Consider the following 15,706-nt stretch of genomic DNA (forward strand, 5'->3'; position numbering starts at 1 on the left):
GCGCTCCTGCCGACCTCGGAGCCCGTGCGAGCGATCGCGCGGGCTTCGTCGTTTGGGAAGGTAAGGCATCCCTTGCCCCTCCGCCGCCCGCCGCCCACATAGAGACCGAGATTTTCGCAGACGAGGGAGAGTGGATTTGGCGACCCTGGGAATGAGCGCGGCGGACAAGGAGTCGGTCGAGGCGTTCCAGCGCGACGTGATCGAGCCATCGATGAATGCGCTCGTGATCCTCGACTTCTGGGCCGAATGGTGCGGCCCCTGCAAGCAGCTGACCCCTTTGCTCGAGAAGGTCGCGGCGGCCTATGCGGGCAAGGGCGTGGTGCTCGCCAAGGTCGATGTCGACCAGAACAAGTTCATCGCCTCGCAATTCCGCGTTAAATCGATTCCGACCGTCTATGCGATCTTCCAGGGCCAGCCCGTCGCCGACCTGACCAATGCGCGGACCGAAGGCCAGATCACGCAGATCCTCGACCAGATTCTGCGTCAGTTGCCGATCGAGGGACCGGAGGATGCGCTGCACCAGGATATCGCGCCTCTGATCGCGATGGGCGAGGAGGTGCTCGCCACCGGCGACGCCGAGCGCGCCATCTCGATCTTCACGCAGGTGCTGGACATGGCGCCTGAGGATCCGGAAGTCGTCGCGGGCCTCGCGCGTGCGCTGCTGGTGGCCGGGCGCGTCGAGGAAGCCGCAGCCGCGCTCGACGCGCTGCCGGCGGACAAGGCCAAGGATGCGGCGGTTTCTCGCGCGCGCGCCGCGGTCGCGCTGGCGGCAGAGACGGGTCCGGTCGGCGAGATCGAAGCCTTGCAGGCGAAGGTCACGGCGAGCCCCGAGGATCAGAATGCCCGCTACGAGCTTGCCGGCGCGCTGATGGCGGCGGGGGACCGCGATGCGGCTGCCGACATGCTGCTCGGATCGATCGAACTGGACCGCGCCTGGAACGAGGCAGCCGCGCGCAAGCGGCTGCTCACCCTGTTCGAGGCGACGGGTCTCGAAGATCCGTGGGTGTCGCAGCAACGTCGTAGGCTTTCGGCCGTTCTGTTCGGATGACGACGCGCACCGGCACCCGGCTCACCATCTTTCCGCTGCCGGGAGCGCTGCTGCTGCCGCGCGCTTTCCTGCCGCTGCATATCTTCGAGCCGCGCTATCGGGCGATGGTCAGCGACGCGCTGGCGCGCGATCGGCGGATCGCGATGATCCAGCCGCTGCCGACCGCGACCGAGTCCGAGGCGCCGGCTTTGTTCGAGATCGGCTGCGTCGGGCGCATCGCGCAGGTCGAGGCGGTACCGGACGGGCGCTTCAACCTCGTGCTGGAAGGCGTGACGCGTTTCCGCCTGCTGCGCGAGATGGACGTCTCGACGCCCTTTCGGCAGATCGAGGCCGATCTCGTCGCGTTCGAGGGCGATGCCGACGATCCCGAGCCGCTGCCGAGCGTGATCCGCGCCGAGGTGGAGATCGAGGCGCGCCGCTTCGCCGAGACGCAGGGCTTCGATATCGAGTGGGAGGAAGTCGGCCGGCTGGACGACGAGGCGCTGGTCAGCGGCATCTCGCAGGTCGTGCCGTTCGACGTCGCGTCGAAGCAGGCGTTGCTGGAGGCCTCGTCGCTGGTGGAACGGGCGGACATGCTCGTCGAGTTCCTGCGCTTCTTCGGGCTGGATGCGGGCGAGGCACCGACGCTGCAGTAATGCCTTACCGCTCATCCTGAGGACGGACTGAGTGAAGGCGAAGCCCCGTCTCGAAGGATCCTTCGAAACGCCATTTCGACAAGCTCAACGGCTCCTCAGGATGAGCCGGATTGTGAAATCTCGATTACCCCTCCGTCGACAGCACGAAGTCCCTGAGGGCGCGCGCATCGTGGAGCGCATTGTGCGGAACGGCGCTGTTGCGCGCGGTCGAGAAGCCGGGCGTGCGCAGGAAGCGGAAGCGGACGTTGGAGATGTCGGCGATCTCGCGGTCGCCGATCAGCATCAGCCGACAAAACAGCGCGATGTCCTCGGGCCAGTCGGCGACGATCTCGGGATCGTCGTCGGCCGAGAGATAGGCGGCGAGATCGTGCGCCGCAGCCTCGCGATCGAGTTGGTTGTAGAGCGTCTGCGGCACGCTTTTCAGATAGGGCACGACATGGCGCGCGACCCATTCGGTGGGCTCATGATCATAGGGAATGACGACATAATAATCGTTGTCGCCATGCTCGGCGGCGAGGCCGAGGCTGAGCAGGGGGCCGCCAAAGCCGTCAAATTCGGTATCGAGGAAATAGCGCATCAGGCGGCCGGAGCCGGTGCGATGCTTTGCGGCTTGGGCGGATGCGCGACTTCGGGGTGATCGCCGTCCAGCGCTTCGTCGAGCATGTGGGCGAGGCGGATGCCGCCTTTCAGCACCTGTTGGCGCATTACCGGGATCAGCCCGACGATTGCGTCATTGTCGAGTTTGCCGGTGATCTTGGCGCCGGGCGCGCGGGAGCAGATGTCGCCGGCGGCGGTCGGGTAGATCTTCTCCTTCGCGATCGTCCAGCTCTCGCGCACCCAATCCTCGACCGAACCCTGCGCCATCTGGCGGAGCGCCTCGGGCGTCGCCTCGGACAGCAGACCGCGCGGACCCGCGGGGGGCGTGGAGATGCCGCGATCGGCGAGCAGGCCGTCCCAGATCGAATGGATGTTGGTCCGTCCACCGATCGCGCCATAGCTGACGCGGGTTTGATTGCCGCCGAGATCGCGCGCCTCGCCGACATGGAGCGGCTGGTGGATGTCGCCCATGAAGTGGACGAGGAAGGCGAGCGCCATCAGGCGATCGCGCACCGGCAGCTTGCGATCGGCGAGCATCCGCTGCGCGCGCGGGATCTGCGCCGAGACGCAATTGCCGTCGATGCAATTGGCCTTGATGTCGAACGGCACGCAGACGTCGAGATTCTGATAGTGCCAGTCATAGACATAGGCGAAGCGATCGCCGAGCGGCTTGATGCAATCGGGCCAGATCGAGGCCTCCTCGATCGTCTTCGCCGGGCAGGTCGGTGTCTCCAGCGCAGCCTGGCGCTTGAGCAGCCACTCGATGCTGGCGCGCGTGCGCGGCTGGACCTGCGACATGGCTATCGTCGCGATCGTCTCGTGGCCATATTCCCAGAAGGCGGCGGCGGGCGAGGCGCCGAAGGCGGAAAGCCCGGCCAATATCATCAGGAAGCGCCGGATCATTCGCATCAATCCTCGTCTGCGTAGATGGCGACTCGGGGCACATCACCCGATCGCTGGATGCCGCGATACATGCCCGGCGTGTTGAAAGCCCAGCCACCCGTGCCATCGGGCGCGACGGTGATGACGCCGCCCTTGCCGCCCATCTCGCCGATTTCGATCACGACGGCGGCGGCGGCGTCGATCGGCTCGACGCCACCCAGGCGCACGCGCGCCGCGATTTCGTGCGCGGCGACGGCGCGGATGAAGATCTCGCCCGATCCGGTGCAGGATGTCGCGCAGGCGCGATCGTCGGCATAGGTGCCGGCGCCGATCAGCGGACTGTCGCCGATCCGGCCCCAGCGCTTGGCGGTGAGCCCGCCGGTCGAGGTGGCGGCGGCGACATGGCCGTCTATGTCCACCGCGACCGCACCGACCGTCCCGTATTTCATCCCCGAATCGAAGCCGCCGCCGGCTTTGATCTCGTCGAGCTGGCGGCGCCGTTCGGGCAAAGCGAACCAGTCGGGTCGGGCCTGTTCGAGCCCGGCTTCACGGCTGAAGGCGTCCGCGCCCGCGCCGGAGAGCAAAACGTGGCGGCCATCCTCCATCACCTTGCGCGCGAGCGAGACGGGGTGGCGCGTGGCGGTGACCGCGCTGACCGCGCCCGCGGCGCGCGTCGTGCCGTCCATGATCGCGGCATCGAGCTCGTTGGCGCCATCCCACGAGAAGACCGCGCCGCGCCCGGCGTTGAAATGGGGATCATCCTCGAGCGTCTTGACCGCCGCTTCGACCGCATCGAGCGCACTGCCGCCGGCATCAAGCAGGGCCGCGCCCGCCGCCAGCGCCGCCTCGAGCCCGGCGCGGCCGCCGGCATCCTCGGTTTCGGGGAGCTTGCCCCGGGTCATCGATCCGGATCCTCCGTGGATGACGAGCGTCCATCGGCTCATGGGTCGGCCTTTCCGGTGGTGATGGGTCTTAGCCCGATCAGCGGCCGCAGCGCGGGGATGCGGCGCCCGACGAGGTAGAAGAGCCAGCAGCCGATCATCGTCGTGGCGATCAGGACGAGCAGGCGCAGCCCATTGGTGATGCCGCTGCCGAGCAGCAGCCAGCCGACAAGGATGATGATCGTCTGGTGGATGATGTAGAAGGGAAAGACCGCCTCGACGAGCGTCGCGCGCCAGGGCAGATCGCGGTTCCAATAATGATCGGCAATCCCGATCAGGGCGAGGATCGCGCTCCAGCCCTGCACGACGCGCGCGGCCTGATAGAGCGCGCGCATGCTCGAGGTGATCGGCCGGGTCATCGGATAATCCCACGCGATCCAGACTTCGAGGACGGTGGAAGCCAGGGCGACCGCTGCGATCAGCGGCCAGCCGCGCCGGAGCGTGCGCCAGAAGTTGGGCGACGCATAGAGCAGATAGCCGAACAGGAAAGCGGGGAAATGGCGGATATGCGCGACCCAGTCGCCAAGGAAATTGTGATTGTCCTCCGCCGCCGACATCCATTCGAGGCGGACGACGATGCCGATCGCGATGGGGAGCAGCAGCAGGAGCGGACCCCAGAGTATGCGCTCGACGCCCCGGCGCAGCCGCGCGCGCACGCCCGGCGGCAGCATCCGCAGCGCGGCGAGCAGCAACGTGTAGACGAGCAGATAGAAGACGAACCACAGATGCTGCCAAGCGGGCAGGGGCATGCCGCGGAACATCGCGAAGCGATAATAATCGTGCAGGTAGAAATAGCCGAAACCGTGGCCGTAGCCGCGTTGCGTGGTCAGCTGGATCCAGGGCTGGATCGGCGTGACGACGATCATGCCGAACAGCAGGGGGATGCCGAGGCGCAGGACGCGGTTGCGGACGAAAGGCGGGAGCGCGGGGCGGCGGGCGAGCATCGCCGCGCTCGCGAAGCCAGAGACGGTGAAGAGCAGGGTGAGCCGCCACGCATTGATCGCGACCATCGGCAGCACCGCCCAGGGCACCGCCTCGTCGGCGGAGACGTGCCATTCCCACGGCACGAAGACCATGCCGATATGATAGAGGATCAGCAGCTGGAACGCGCCGATGCGCAGCCAGTCCATGCCGTAATGCCGCTCGCCCTGAAGGGCCGTCGCGGACGATGCCGCGGGATCGGGGGCGGGGGCGATCTGGGGCACGTGCGCCGCGTCCTGTTGCGCGGGCGCGCCCGCGTCAACCGCCCGCGCAACGGATCGGTGACGCAGGGGGTGCTTCGGGGACGCGGGATGCGCTATAGGCCCGGGCGAACAGAGTGTGAGATAAGATGTCCGTTCGTCCCTGGCGCGATATAGCCCGCCGCAAGTCCCGTCAGATCATGGTCGGCAAGGTGCCGGTCGGCGGCGACGCGCCGATCACCGTGCAGACGATGACCAATACGCCGACCGAGGATGCGGCGGCGACGATCGATCAGATCCGGCGTTGCGAGGAAGCCGGCGCGGACATCATCCGCGTCTCGTGCCCGGACGAAGCCTCGACCGCGGCGATGCCGCTGATCGTACGCGCTTCGAAGATCCCGATCGTGGCCGATATTCACTTTCACTATAAGCGCGCCTTGGAAGCCGCGGACGCGGGCGCGGCCTGCCTGCGGATCAACCCGGGCAATATCGGATCGAGCGCGCGCGTCGCCGAAGTCGTGCGCGCGGCGAAGGCCAATGGCTGTTCGATCCGGATCGGCGTCAACGCCGGCAGCCTCGAGCGCGACCTGCTCGAAAAATATGGCGAGCCGTGCCCGGAAGCTCTGGTCGAGAGCGCGCTGGATCATATCAAGCTGCTGCAGGATCAGGATTTCCACGAATATAAGGTGGCGGTGAAGGCGTCGGACGTGTTCCTCGCCGTCTCCGCCTATATGCAGCTCGCCGACGCGGTCGATTGCCCGCTGCATCTCGGCATCACCGAGGCGGGCGGGCTGATCGGCGGGACGGTCAAATCCTCGATCGGCATGGGCAATCTGCTGTGGGCGGGGATCGGCGACACGATCCGCGTCTCGCTTTCGGCCGAGCCCGAGGAGGAAGTGCGCGTCGGCTTCGAGATGCTGAAGGCGCTCGGCCTGCGCCAGCGCGGCGTGCGCGTCGTCTCCTGCCCGTCCTGCGCGCGGCAGGGTTTCGACGTGATCCGCACGGTGGAGACGCTCGAAAGCCGGCTCCAGCATATCCGCGTGCCGATGAGCCTGTCGGTGCTCGGCTGCGTCGTCAACGGCCCCGGCGAGGCGCGCGAGACCGACATCGGCCTGACCGGCGGCGGGGCTGGCAAGCATATGGTCTATCTGTCGGGCGTCAGCGACCACACGGTCGAGAATGCCGACATGGTCGAGCATATCGTTCGGCTTGTGGAGGCGAAGGCGCGCGAGATCGAGGCGGCCGAGGCTGCGCTCGCCGAACAGGCCGTTGCGGCAGAGTAAAAACTCTCTTCTCCTTTTGCCGTGAGCCTGTCGAAGGGCGGTCCTTCTTGCTTGGCCAAGAAGAACGGTGCTTCGACAGGCTCAGCACGAACGGTTCGAAGCCGTTCTTTACTGCTGTCTAGAAGGTGATCGCGCTTTTCATGCCGAGCACGACGACGTCCTTCATCTCGGCATAGCCGCCCGGATCCTTCACCCACTGGACGTTCGGGCGCAGGATCAGCCACGGCGTCAGATGCGCGCTGTAGAAGAGCTCGGCTGCATATTCCGAATTGGCGCCCTCCGTGCCCGGCGCCGCGATCAGTTCGCCGCGCACGGCGCGTCCGTTGACGTTGGTGCGGGCGAGGCCGAGGCCGATATCATCCTGCGGGCGGATCGCGAGCAGGCCGGTCGCGAACAGGCCGAGCGCGACCTGATTGTCGGTGCGCTGGGTGGTACGGTCGGTCTGGGTGACGTTGAAGAAGACCGTGAGGCCGCGCTTGGTCTTGGCCTGGCCCTTCGCGTCGACCGTGGCAGTGCCGCTGATCTGCTGCTGGAGCAGGATATAGCCACCATAACGACCGTCGCGGCGGAGCGGATCGAGTCCCGTGACCGCGCTCGGCCGGCGATCGACGCCGAGCAGGACGTCGTCCGCGTTGGACGTGTTGTACCAGCCGCCGATCCGGTAGCTGCCGGGCAGGCCGCTGGCGCCGAGGCGCGGGGTCCAGCCCGTCTCCGCCGTCGCAAGCACGCCGGTCGCGCCGCCGCGCGAGACGAAAAAAGCATTGTCGAGATTGTTCGGATTATTCTCGTAGGCGCCGGCCATCACATACCAGCTGTCATGCTTGAGCCGCAGGCGCGCGCCCCACTGCGCGACGGGCCAATTGTACCAGTAATCGCCCGCGAGATTGCCGGCCGGTGCGCCGCAGAAGCTCAGATTCATGAAGTCGCACGAGAAGCTGTTGAAGTCGGCGCCCTGTGGCAGGCGGCCGAGCTTGATATCGACGCCGCCGCCAAGGTCCTGCTGATACCAGAGCTCGGTCAGCCGCCACGTCTGGCCGCGGCCATAGACTTCCTGCGCCTGCTGGAGGAGGCCGAGGCCCGCGCGATCGGTGAGATTGTGGCCGCGGCGGAACGTGACAGTCGCCTGGACAGTGCCGCCCTCGAGTCCGACCAGCTTGGCGGTGTCCAGCGTCGCGCCGAACGCGAACTGGCCCGTCTCGGTCGCGTCCTTGCGCGCGCCGCCCGAGACGTTCGCGCCGAATTCGCTGACATAAGCGGCGGTCAGATCCACGCCGTCGTCACGCAGCTTCGTGCGCAGGCCACCCCATTCGCCGGTCAGCGTCGTGGGGGGCTTGGCCTGCTGCTGCGTTTCGGCCCCGGCGGCGGCCGGGTTCGCGTCGGGCGGCGTATCGGTTGTCTGCGCGGTGGCGGGGCAGGCGGCAGCGAAGAGCAGCAGCGTGGCTGCGCCCCGGATTGAAAGTGACATGATGGAATTCAACCTTTGGCCGGGTTGCTGACCCCGAAGATGCCGATGACGACATAGCAGATGATGGGAATGACGAGCGCGGTGGCGATGCTCGTGACGTCGGCAATGCCGCCGCTGACGAGCGGCAGGATCGCGCCGCCGACGATCGCCATGCAGAGCAGGCCGGACGCCTCGGCAGTGCGCTTGCCCTGACCTTCCAGCGCGAGCGAGAAGATCGTCGGGAACATGATCGAGTTGAAAAGCCCGACCGCCAGCAGCGACCAGCCTGCAATCGCGCCGCTCGACAGCATCGAGATCAGAACGAGCGCGATCGTCGCAACGCAGAAGGTGGCGAGCAGCTTGCCCGGCTCGAAGCGCCGGAGCAGAACTGCGCCGACGAAGCGGCCGATCATCGCGCCGCCCCAGTAAAGAGACAGCCGCTCGCCCGCCGCGCGTGGATCCAGCCCCATCACGTCCTTCTGGCCGAGATAATTGACCATCAGGCTGCCGATCGACACCTCGGCGCCGACATAGCAAAACAAGGCGACGACGCCGAAGAGGATGCGCTTCTCGCGCAGCAGGCCGAGGCTGTCGAAGAAGCCGACCGCGACCGGGCGCTCGTTGCCGACGGCGTTGCGGCGCAGCCAGAAGATCAAGGCGATGACCGCGAGCACGATCGCGATGCCGACATAGACATGCGCGATGATCGCGCTTTCCTGGACGCGATAGGCGGGCAGCGCAGCGGCGCTCAGCGTCGTCGGATCGACCGCGCCGACCGTCCCGGCGAGGATGATGTTCGAGCCGACATAAGGCCAGACGGTCGTGCCGAGCGAATTGAACGCCTGTGCGAAGGTGAGCCGGCTGCTCGCGGTGCGCTCGTCGCCGAGCGAGGCGATGAACGGGTTGGCCGCGACCTGCAGGATCGTGATGCCGGCGGCCAGCACGAACAGAGCGCCGAGAAAGCTTGCATAGATGCCCGAGCCCGCCGCCGGCCAGAACAGCAAGGCGCCCGCCGCGGTCACGACCAGGCCGACGACGATGCCCTTCAGATAGCCGATGCGGGTGATCAGATTGCCGGCCGGAATCGAGACGATGAAGTAAGCGGTGAAGAACGCGAACTGCGTGAGCATCACCTCCAGATAGGAGAGCGCGTACAGGCCCTTCAGCTTGGGAATCAGGATATCGTTGAGGCTCGTCGCCCCACCCCAGATGAAGAACAGGGCGATGACGAGAACGACGAGGGAGCGTGATCCGGACTTCGCAGCGTCCCGGGAATAGGTCATGAATGCTGCCCTTGTTAGCAATGTGGCATGCACAACCGGTCCGGCGACCGACGGTTCCATTGCCGTAACGGCCGGTCCGTGATTTACGGCTCGCTCGCGAGTGAATTTCAGGAACGTGCGAGTGTCCAAGACGAAATCGCCCGCTATCCCGTTCGCGGCAGCGTGCGTCGGCATCGCGCTCTTCACCTAAATGGACGCCGTGATGAAGGGGCTGTCGCTTCTGATCGGCGCCTATTGCGCGATGGTGTGGCGGGTGACCGCGGCACTGCCGATGACCGGGATCCTGCTGCTGGCGCGCGGCGCTGCATGGCCGGCGCGGCCGGTCATGATCCTGCACGTGAAGCGCGGCGCGGTGACCGCCATCTCGGCGATCGGCTATTTCTACGGGCTGACCAAACTGCCCATGGCGGAGGGGATCGCGCTCTCGTTCATCTCGCCGCTAGTGGCACTATATTGCTCGTCGGTGCTGCTGGGCGAGAAGATTGGGATGCACACGATCCTCGCTTCGTTGCTCGGGCTCGCGGGGGTGGGGGTGCTCATCGCGGGGCGGCTGACGGGCTCGGTCGATCGCGCCGCGGTGGGCGGCGGGCTGGCGATCCTCGGCGCCGCTACGGTCTATGGCTATGGGCTGACGTTGCTCCGGCGCCAGGCGCAGGCGGCGGGCCCGGTCGAGATCACCTTCTTCCAAAATGCGACGACGCTGTTGTGGCTGCTTCCACTCGCGCCGTGGCTTGCGCCTTTCCCTGCGCTGTCGCACTGGCCGATGATCGTCCTGGGAGCGGTGCTGGCGCAGGCGTCGGTGTTCCTGCTCGCCTGGGCTTATGGACGTGCGGAGGCGAAGACGTTGATCCCGGTGGAATATACAGCCTTCGTCTGGTCGGCGATCTTTGGCGCTTTGATTTTCGGCGAGGCGCTGACCACGACAGTGCTCGCGGGCGCGGCGCTGATCGTCACCGGATGCCTTATCGCGGCTTTCTCCAAGGCGGCCGAGCCGATGGCGGCCGAGGTCTCGTTGTGAGCGTCGCCGTGCGGCGCGCGGCGCCGGGCGACGTGCCGGATATTCTCCGGCTGATCCGCCACCTGGCGACCTATGAGCGGCAGCCCGATGCGGTGGAGGCGACAGAGGCGTCGCTGCACGCAACCTTGTTCGCGGACGATCCGCAGGTGTTCGCGCATGTCGCCGAGGCAAGCGGCGCGATCGTCGGGATCGCGGTCTGGTTCCTTAATTACTCGACCTGGACCGGGCGGCTGGGCATCTATTTGGAGGATCTGGTGATCGACGAGCGCGCGCGCGGCACGGGTGCGGGCAAGGCGCTGTTCCGCGCGCTGGCGCAGGAGGCCGCCGCGCGTGATTGCCCGCGGATCGACTGGGCGGTGCTCGACTGGAACGAGAGCGCGATGGACTTCTACCGGGCGATCGGCGGGCGGCCGCAATCGGGCTGGCAGCCGTGGCGGCTCGACGAAGCCGCGATCCGGGCGCTGGCGGCATGAACGACCTCCTGCTCACCCGCATCGCCGAGGCGCTGGAGCGAATCGCGCCGCCGCCGCCCGCGTCGGCCGATCCTTCGGCTTCGCCCGCTTATGTATGGCGCGACGGCGCGCTGGTCGCCGCGCGCGATTTCGCGCCGCTGCCGCTCGCTCTGCTGGAAGGGATCGATCCACAGAAGGCGCAGCTGACCGACAATCTGCAGCGGCTCGCGGATGGGCTGCCGGCGCATGACGTGTTGCTGTGGGGCGCGCGCGGCACGGGCAAGTCGGCGCTGGTGAAGGCCGCGGTCGGCCAGGTGCAAGCCGAGGGCGGCGCGCTGGCCTTGATCGAGGTAGCCGGGGACGGGCTGGATGCGCTGCCGCCCTTGTTCGACCGGATTGCCGGCGTGAACCGCGCCTTCGCGATCTTCATCGACGATCTCGGCTTCGCCGACGGCGACGCCGGACCGCGGCGCTTGCGCTCGCTGCTCGAAGGCGGGGCCGAAGCGCGACCGGGCAATGCGCGGCTGCTCGTGACCGCGAATCGTCGGCACATCGTCGAGCGGCACATCAGCGAGCAGGACGGCGCGATCAATCCGCGCGACGTGGCCGACGACAAGCTCGCTCTGGCCGACCGCTTCGGGCTGAGCCTCGGTTTCCATGTCGTCGACCAGCCGACCTATGTGGCGATGGTCGCGGGCTATGCCGCCGCGCATTGGCTGCAGTTCGAGCCGCAGGAGGCGATCGCTTGGGCGACCACGCGGGGGCATCGCTCGGGGCGGGTCGCCTGGCAATATGTGGTCGAACTCGCCGGGCGGCAGGGCAGGCGGCTTTAGCACCTGCCCGCCATTGGAGCTTAACGTTGCCCGGTATCGGCGGGTGGCGTGGCCGCTGCGCGGGAGATTGCGTGCGCGGCGCCCGAGGCGGGGCGTAGCTGAAGCTGCTCCGACCGGTTGATCAGAACGATGATCGCGACGATCGCGAGGAGCAAGGCAACGACGCCGAGCGCGGGACGCGAGACATAGGTTTTCACGTTCGGGCGACGATCTTCGGTGTTTCGCATGACGGCCTTTCGTTTGCTGTGACCGTAGAACGAAGGCCGCTTGGCTGGCTTCCCAACCGATCGTGAGATTTCGTTGCTGGCGTTCGTATCGCCCGATGCAACGAGCCTGACGCATTAGAAGGTTAACGCGAGCGGGAAGAGCGGGCGCAACGCCTGCCGATGACCCGAAGCGAGAACTATGCGCAAGATCCTCCTGGCGCTGGCCGCCCTGTTTGCCTTCGCCGCGCCAGCGACCGCGGCCTCCTATCTGTTTTCGGTCGACCTGTTCGACGGCAGCGGCGTGTCGCAGCCGGCTTACTCGTTCACGATCGACAGCAATCCGGTCCCGGCCGCGTTCGAAGCCGCGCCGGGCTTCTCCTATTTCAGGATCGCCAATGTCGCGATCACCGCCGATCCGGCTTATTCGCCGGCCCCTGCCAGCCCCGTGGACCTGCTGTTCTTCGATCAGCTCGCGGGCGGCGCGTTCAGCACCGCCGATTTCGTGACGATCAGCTATTTCGGGACGCAATTGTACAGCGGATCGGTGGAGGCGCCGAGCTTCCTGGCCGGGACGACCGATCTGTACGGCTTTTCGGGCGACGTCGTCGGGACGATCAGCATCGCTGCCGCCAATTCGGCGGTGCCAGAGCCGATGACGTGGGTGATGATGGTCGGCGGGATGGGGATGGTCGGCGCGACGCTGCGGCGTCGGCGCGGGGCGGTTGTCCGCTTCGCGTGATGCGGGTGAGAGCATCGGTTGCCCATCACCCTCGATCGACCACCCCTAGCCCTCCCTTTCAGGGAGGGGGATTTCAATGAACGGTGGCCACCGCCTCGGCGCTTGAGGCGAGCGGCCTTCCTCCTAGCGCCGCGTCTAGCGCGTCCCGGTCGAGCGCGCCTTCCCAGCGGGAGACGACGATCGTCGCGACCGCATTGCCGATGAAGTTGGTCAGGCTGCGGCATTCGCTCATGAAGCGATCGACGCCGAGGATCAGCGCCATGCCGGCAACGGGCACCGAGGGCACGATCGAGAGCGTCGCGGCGAGCGTGATGAAGCCCGCGCCGGTCACGCCCGCGGCGCCCTTCGACGACAGCATCGCCACGCTCAGCAGCAGCAATTGCTGGCCCAGCGTCAGATCGACGTTGCACGCCTGCGCGATGAAGAGCGCGGCGAGCGTCATGTAGATGTTCGTGCCGTCGAGATTGAACGAGTAGCCAGTGGGCACGACGAGGCCGACGACCGACTTGGGGCAGCCGGCGCGCTCCATCTTCTGGATCAAGGCGGGCAGCGCGCTCTCGGACGAGGAGGTACCGAGGACGAGCAGCAGCTCCGCCTTCAGATAGACGATCAGTCTCAGGATCGAGAAGCCCGACGCCCAGGCGACGAGGCCCAGCACGACCAGCACGAAGATCAGCGACGTCAGATAGAAGGTACCGACGAGCGCGGCGAGATTGGCGAGCGTGCCGACGCCATATTTGCCGATCGTGAACGCCATCGCGCCGAACGCGCCGACAGGCGCGGCCTTCATCAGGATCGCGACGACCTTGAACACCGCGATCGAGAGATCCTCCAGCGCGCCCGTCAGCCGGTGGCCGCGCTCGCCGATCAGCGCCAGCGCGACGCCGAAGATGACCGAGACGAACAGGGTCTGGAGGATATTGCCTTCAGTCAGCGCCGACAGGAACGTCTCCGGGATCACGCCGAGCAGGAAGCCGGTCAGCGTCGTCTCGTGCGCCTTGGCGGCGAACTCGCTGATCTTCGAGGCATCGAGCGTCGCGGGATCGATGTTGAGCCCGGCGCCGGGGCGGACGACATTGGCGACGATCATCCCGACGAACAGAGCCAGCGTCGAGAAGAACAGGAAGTAAGCGAAGGCCTTGCCCGCGACGCGGCCGACCGCGGCAAGATCGCGCATCCCGGCGATGCCGGTGACGATCGTCAAGAAGATGACCGGCGCGATGATCATCTTGACGAGCTTGATGAAAGCATCGCCGAGCGGCTTCATCGCTTCCGCCGTGGCCGGCGCGAAATGACCGAGCAGCACGCCCGCGACGATCGCGGTGAGCACCTGGAAGTAGAGGTGGGCGTACCAGGGGCGGGGGGCGGGTGGGGTCGTGGCGACTTCGGCGGGGATCAGCATGGCCCTTCATCGCCGCCATTGCGGGCGGGCGCAACTGGCGCCGGTTTCAGCCGGCGATCAGGGCGATAGCGTCGATTTCTACAACGTAGCCGTGGTGCAGCTCCGGCACGGGCACGACGGTCCGCGCGGGGCGGGCATCGCCGAGCAATTCGGCGTAGACGGCGTTGAAGCGCGGCCAGTTCTCGACGCCGACGATATAGGCGGTGACCTTGGCGAGATCGGCCGGCCTGCCGCCCGCCGCCGCGAGGATCGCGAGCATGTTGGCGATCGCCTGGCTGGCCTGTTCGTCGAACGACGCGCGCGGATCGCCGGTGCGGTCGGGGCGGAGCGGAAGCTGGCCGGAAATGTAGAGCGTGCCGCCGGCGACGACCGCCTGCGCATAATGGCCCGCGGGCGACGGCGCGGCATCGGTGCTGATCGGGGTCACGGCCATCACCAGCCTCCGAAGCGCGGCCACACCGCCGCGACGTCGTCCGAGCGGCCGTGGACGATATGATAGGCGCCGTGCTGGGCGGCGGTGGCGCAGGCGTGGTTGGGCAGGATGCGCACGCGATCGCCGATCTTGAGATCGGGCAAGGTTGCGCCCGATTCGGGGCGGATCGCGAGGATGCCGTGTTCCTGATTGGCATCGACGACGATCAGGTCAGCGTAGGGCATGCCCGTGCTGTCGCAGGCGAGACCATAGCCTTGATCCACCGCCTGCTTCGCCGTGCCGCGATCGCGCGACAGCGCCATCCAGCCGGCATCGACGAGGATCCAGCCCTTGTGGCGCTGATAGCCGATCACGGTCGCGAGCACGGACAAAGCGATGTCCGCGATCCCGCAGACGCCGATCCCGGCCATGACGAGATCCTGGAAGGTGAAAACGCCGGCGCGGACTTCGGTGACGCTGGTCAGGTCGCGCGCGAAATGCGCGGTCGGCGTGGAGCCGACGCTGACGACCGGGCAAGGCAGGCCCGCTGCGCGCAGGATCGTAGCGGCATCGACGACGCCGCGCCGTTCCATCTCGGCGAAGCGCGCGAGCTCCCCTTCGCCGCTGGCGGAATAGCTGTCGCCGGCATGCGTGAGGACGCCACGCAGTTCGGCGCCCTCGGCCAGCGCGCGTCCGATCGCGACGAGTGTGGCGGCATCGTCTGGGCGGACGCCCGCGCGATGACCGTCGCTGTCGATCTCGATCAGCGCCGGCATCGCGACATTGGCCTCGCGCGACGCGGCGGCGACGAATTCGGCCTGCTCGACCGTATCGAGCAGGATCGCGAGATCCACGCCCTGCGCGCGCAACGCCAATATTTCGGGCAGCTTCGACTGGGTGATGCCGACCGCATAGGTGATGTCGGTGACGCCGGCTGCCGCGAACTGGCGGGCTTCCTGCAAGGTCGACACGCACGCAGGCCCGGTCGGTGTGGTCATCACGCGCCGGGCGACCTCGATCGACTTGCCCGTCTTGAGATGCGGGCGGAGCGGTACGCCGAGCGTGGCGAGGTGCGCGCGCAGCCGCGCGACGTTGCGATCCAGCGTGTCGACGTCGAGCACGAGGCAGGGCGTCGGCAGATCGGAGAGCGTCATCGTATCGGGAGCGGCGTGTGGAGCGAGAGCCTGCATGACCGAACTCCGGGCTGTGCCCCCGGCCTTCGGGAACCTCGTTCCCGACGAAATCCCGAATGCCCGCAGGCATGGAGAAAATGGTGCCGCCTACAGGACTCGAACCTGTGACCCCCGCATTACGAATGCGATGCTCTACCAGCTGAGCTAAGGCGGCGCG

Annotated in this window: 17 protein-coding genes and 1 tRNA gene; 7 read left to right on the plus strand and 11 right to left on the minus strand. The window is 67.1% G+C overall.

The features are described from left to right. Nucleotides 1-151: 151 nt before the first annotated feature. Both Q4F19_RS01525 and Q4F19_RS01530 read left to right on the plus strand, forming a co-directional pair. Nucleotides 152-1,048 (plus strand): tetratricopeptide repeat protein, encoded by an 897-nt coding sequence (locus Q4F19_RS01525; RefSeq protein WP_303539928.1) that lies wholly within the window; start codon nucleotides 152-154, stop codon nucleotides 1,046-1,048. Beyond that, nucleotides 1,045-1,683: an LON peptidase substrate-binding domain-containing protein gene (locus Q4F19_RS01530; protein WP_303539376.1), complete on the plus strand. Its 639-nt coding sequence runs from the start codon at nucleotides 1,045-1,047 to the stop codon at nucleotides 1,681-1,683. Before Q4F19_RS01525 ends, Q4F19_RS01530 begins: the two co-directional genes overlap by 4 nt. 124 nt (nucleotides 1,684-1,807) lie before the next feature. Here Q4F19_RS01530 and Q4F19_RS01535 read toward each other — a convergent pair whose 3' ends face one another. The 4 genes from Q4F19_RS01535 to Q4F19_RS01550 are packed head-to-tail and all read right to left on the minus strand — an operon-like array spanning nucleotide 1,808 to nucleotide 5,308. Continuing rightward, nucleotides 1,808-2,260, minus strand: a complete 453-nt coding sequence (locus Q4F19_RS01535) for a hypothetical protein (RefSeq protein WP_303539377.1) — start codon at nucleotides 2,258-2,260, stop codon at nucleotides 1,808-1,810. Further along, nucleotides 2,260-3,183, minus strand: coding sequence for a S1/P1 nuclease (locus Q4F19_RS01540; protein ID WP_303539378.1), 924 nt, complete (start codon nucleotides 3,181-3,183; stop codon nucleotides 2,260-2,262). Before Q4F19_RS01540 ends, Q4F19_RS01535 begins: the two co-directional genes overlap by 1 nt. A gap of 5 nt (nucleotides 3,184-3,188) precedes the next feature. Continuing rightward, a complete protein-coding gene (locus Q4F19_RS01545) occupies nucleotides 3,189-4,106 on the minus strand; it encodes an isoaspartyl peptidase/L-asparaginase family protein (protein WP_303539379.1) in 918 nt (305 codons plus the stop codon). Continuing rightward, nucleotides 4,103-5,308: an acyltransferase family protein gene (locus Q4F19_RS01550; protein WP_303539380.1), complete on the minus strand. Its 1,206-nt coding sequence runs from the start codon at nucleotides 5,306-5,308 to the stop codon at nucleotides 4,103-4,105. Before Q4F19_RS01550 ends, Q4F19_RS01545 begins: the two co-directional genes overlap by 4 nt. 125 nt (nucleotides 5,309-5,433) lie before the next feature. Here Q4F19_RS01550 and ispG point away from each other — a divergent pair, with 125 nt between their 5' ends. After that, nucleotides 5,434-6,567 carry a flavodoxin-dependent (E)-4-hydroxy-3-methylbut-2-enyl-diphosphate synthase gene (gene ispG, locus Q4F19_RS01555; RefSeq protein ID WP_303539381.1) on the plus strand — a complete coding sequence of 378 codons (1,134 nt, stop codon included), beginning with the start codon at nucleotides 5,434-5,436 and terminating at the stop codon, nucleotides 6,565-6,567. Between the two features lie 118 nt (nucleotides 6,568-6,685). On the opposite strand, the gene Q4F19_RS01560 is transcribed toward ispG, so the two are convergent. After that, nucleotides 6,686-8,032, minus strand: coding sequence for a carbohydrate porin (locus Q4F19_RS01560; RefSeq protein WP_303539382.1), 1,347 nt, complete (start codon nucleotides 8,030-8,032; stop codon nucleotides 6,686-6,688). An 8-nt stretch (nucleotides 8,033-8,040) separates the two neighbouring features. Beyond that, nucleotides 8,041-9,294, minus strand: a complete 1,254-nt coding sequence (locus Q4F19_RS01565) for a sugar MFS transporter (RefSeq protein ID WP_303539383.1) — start codon at nucleotides 9,292-9,294, stop codon at nucleotides 8,041-8,043. 190 nt (nucleotides 9,295-9,484) lie between these two features. Between Q4F19_RS01565 and Q4F19_RS01570 the strand changes: the two genes are divergently transcribed. Genes Q4F19_RS01570 through Q4F19_RS01580 form a run of 3 tightly spaced genes read left to right on the plus strand, consistent with a single transcriptional unit; the run spans nucleotide 9,485 to nucleotide 11,597 of the window. Next, nucleotides 9,485-10,312 carry a DMT family transporter gene (locus Q4F19_RS01570; RefSeq protein ID WP_303539384.1) on the plus strand — a complete coding sequence of 276 codons (828 nt, stop codon included), beginning with the start codon at nucleotides 9,485-9,487 and terminating at the stop codon, nucleotides 10,310-10,312. Continuing rightward, nucleotides 10,309-10,785 carry a GNAT family N-acetyltransferase gene (locus Q4F19_RS01575; RefSeq protein ID WP_303539385.1) on the plus strand — a complete coding sequence of 159 codons (477 nt, stop codon included), beginning with the start codon at nucleotides 10,309-10,311 and terminating at the stop codon, nucleotides 10,783-10,785. Before Q4F19_RS01570 ends, Q4F19_RS01575 begins: the two co-directional genes overlap by 4 nt. After that, nucleotides 10,782-11,597: an ATP-binding protein gene (locus Q4F19_RS01580; protein ID WP_303539386.1), complete on the plus strand. Its 816-nt coding sequence runs from the start codon at nucleotides 10,782-10,784 to the stop codon at nucleotides 11,595-11,597. Before Q4F19_RS01575 ends, Q4F19_RS01580 begins: the two co-directional genes overlap by 4 nt. A 20-nt stretch (nucleotides 11,598-11,617) precedes the next feature. On the opposite strand, the gene Q4F19_RS01585 is transcribed toward Q4F19_RS01580, so the two are convergent. Continuing rightward, entirely contained in the window at nucleotides 11,618-11,824 is a 207-nt protein-coding gene (locus Q4F19_RS01585) for a hypothetical protein (protein WP_303539387.1), read from the minus strand. Between the two features lie 178 nt (nucleotides 11,825-12,002). Between Q4F19_RS01585 and Q4F19_RS01590 the strand changes: the two genes are divergently transcribed. After that, a complete protein-coding gene (locus tag Q4F19_RS01590) occupies nucleotides 12,003-12,542 on the plus strand; it encodes a PEPxxWA-CTERM sorting domain-containing protein (RefSeq protein ID WP_303539388.1) in 540 nt (179 codons plus the stop codon). 73 nt (nucleotides 12,543-12,615) lie between these two features. Here the strand turns inward: Q4F19_RS01590 and Q4F19_RS01595 are convergent, their stop codons facing one another. The 4 genes from Q4F19_RS01595 to Q4F19_RS01610 form a co-directional block, all read right to left on the minus strand. Further along, nucleotides 12,616-13,944, minus strand: coding sequence for a dicarboxylate/amino acid:cation symporter (locus tag Q4F19_RS01595; protein ID WP_303539389.1), 1,329 nt, complete (start codon nucleotides 13,942-13,944; stop codon nucleotides 12,616-12,618). A 46-nt stretch (nucleotides 13,945-13,990) separates the two neighbouring features. Then, nucleotides 13,991-14,377, minus strand: coding sequence for a RidA family protein (locus tag Q4F19_RS01600; RefSeq protein ID WP_303539390.1), 387 nt, complete (start codon nucleotides 14,375-14,377; stop codon nucleotides 13,991-13,993). Continuing rightward, the gene (locus tag Q4F19_RS01605) at nucleotides 14,377-15,546 is read right to left on the minus strand and encodes an alanine racemase (protein WP_303539391.1); all 1,170 of its coding nucleotides are present in this window, start codon (nucleotides 15,544-15,546) and stop codon (nucleotides 14,377-14,379) included. Before Q4F19_RS01605 ends, Q4F19_RS01600 begins: the two co-directional genes overlap by 1 nt. Before the next feature lie 81 nt (nucleotides 15,547-15,627). After that, nucleotides 15,628-15,703 (minus strand) — tRNA-Thr (locus Q4F19_RS01610). Nucleotides 15,704-15,706 lie beyond the last annotated feature (3 nt).

The organism is Sphingomonas natans (assembly GCF_030546695.1).
GTDB lineage: Bacteria > Pseudomonadota > Alphaproteobacteria > Sphingomonadales > Sphingomonadaceae > Sphingomonas_I > Sphingomonas_I natans.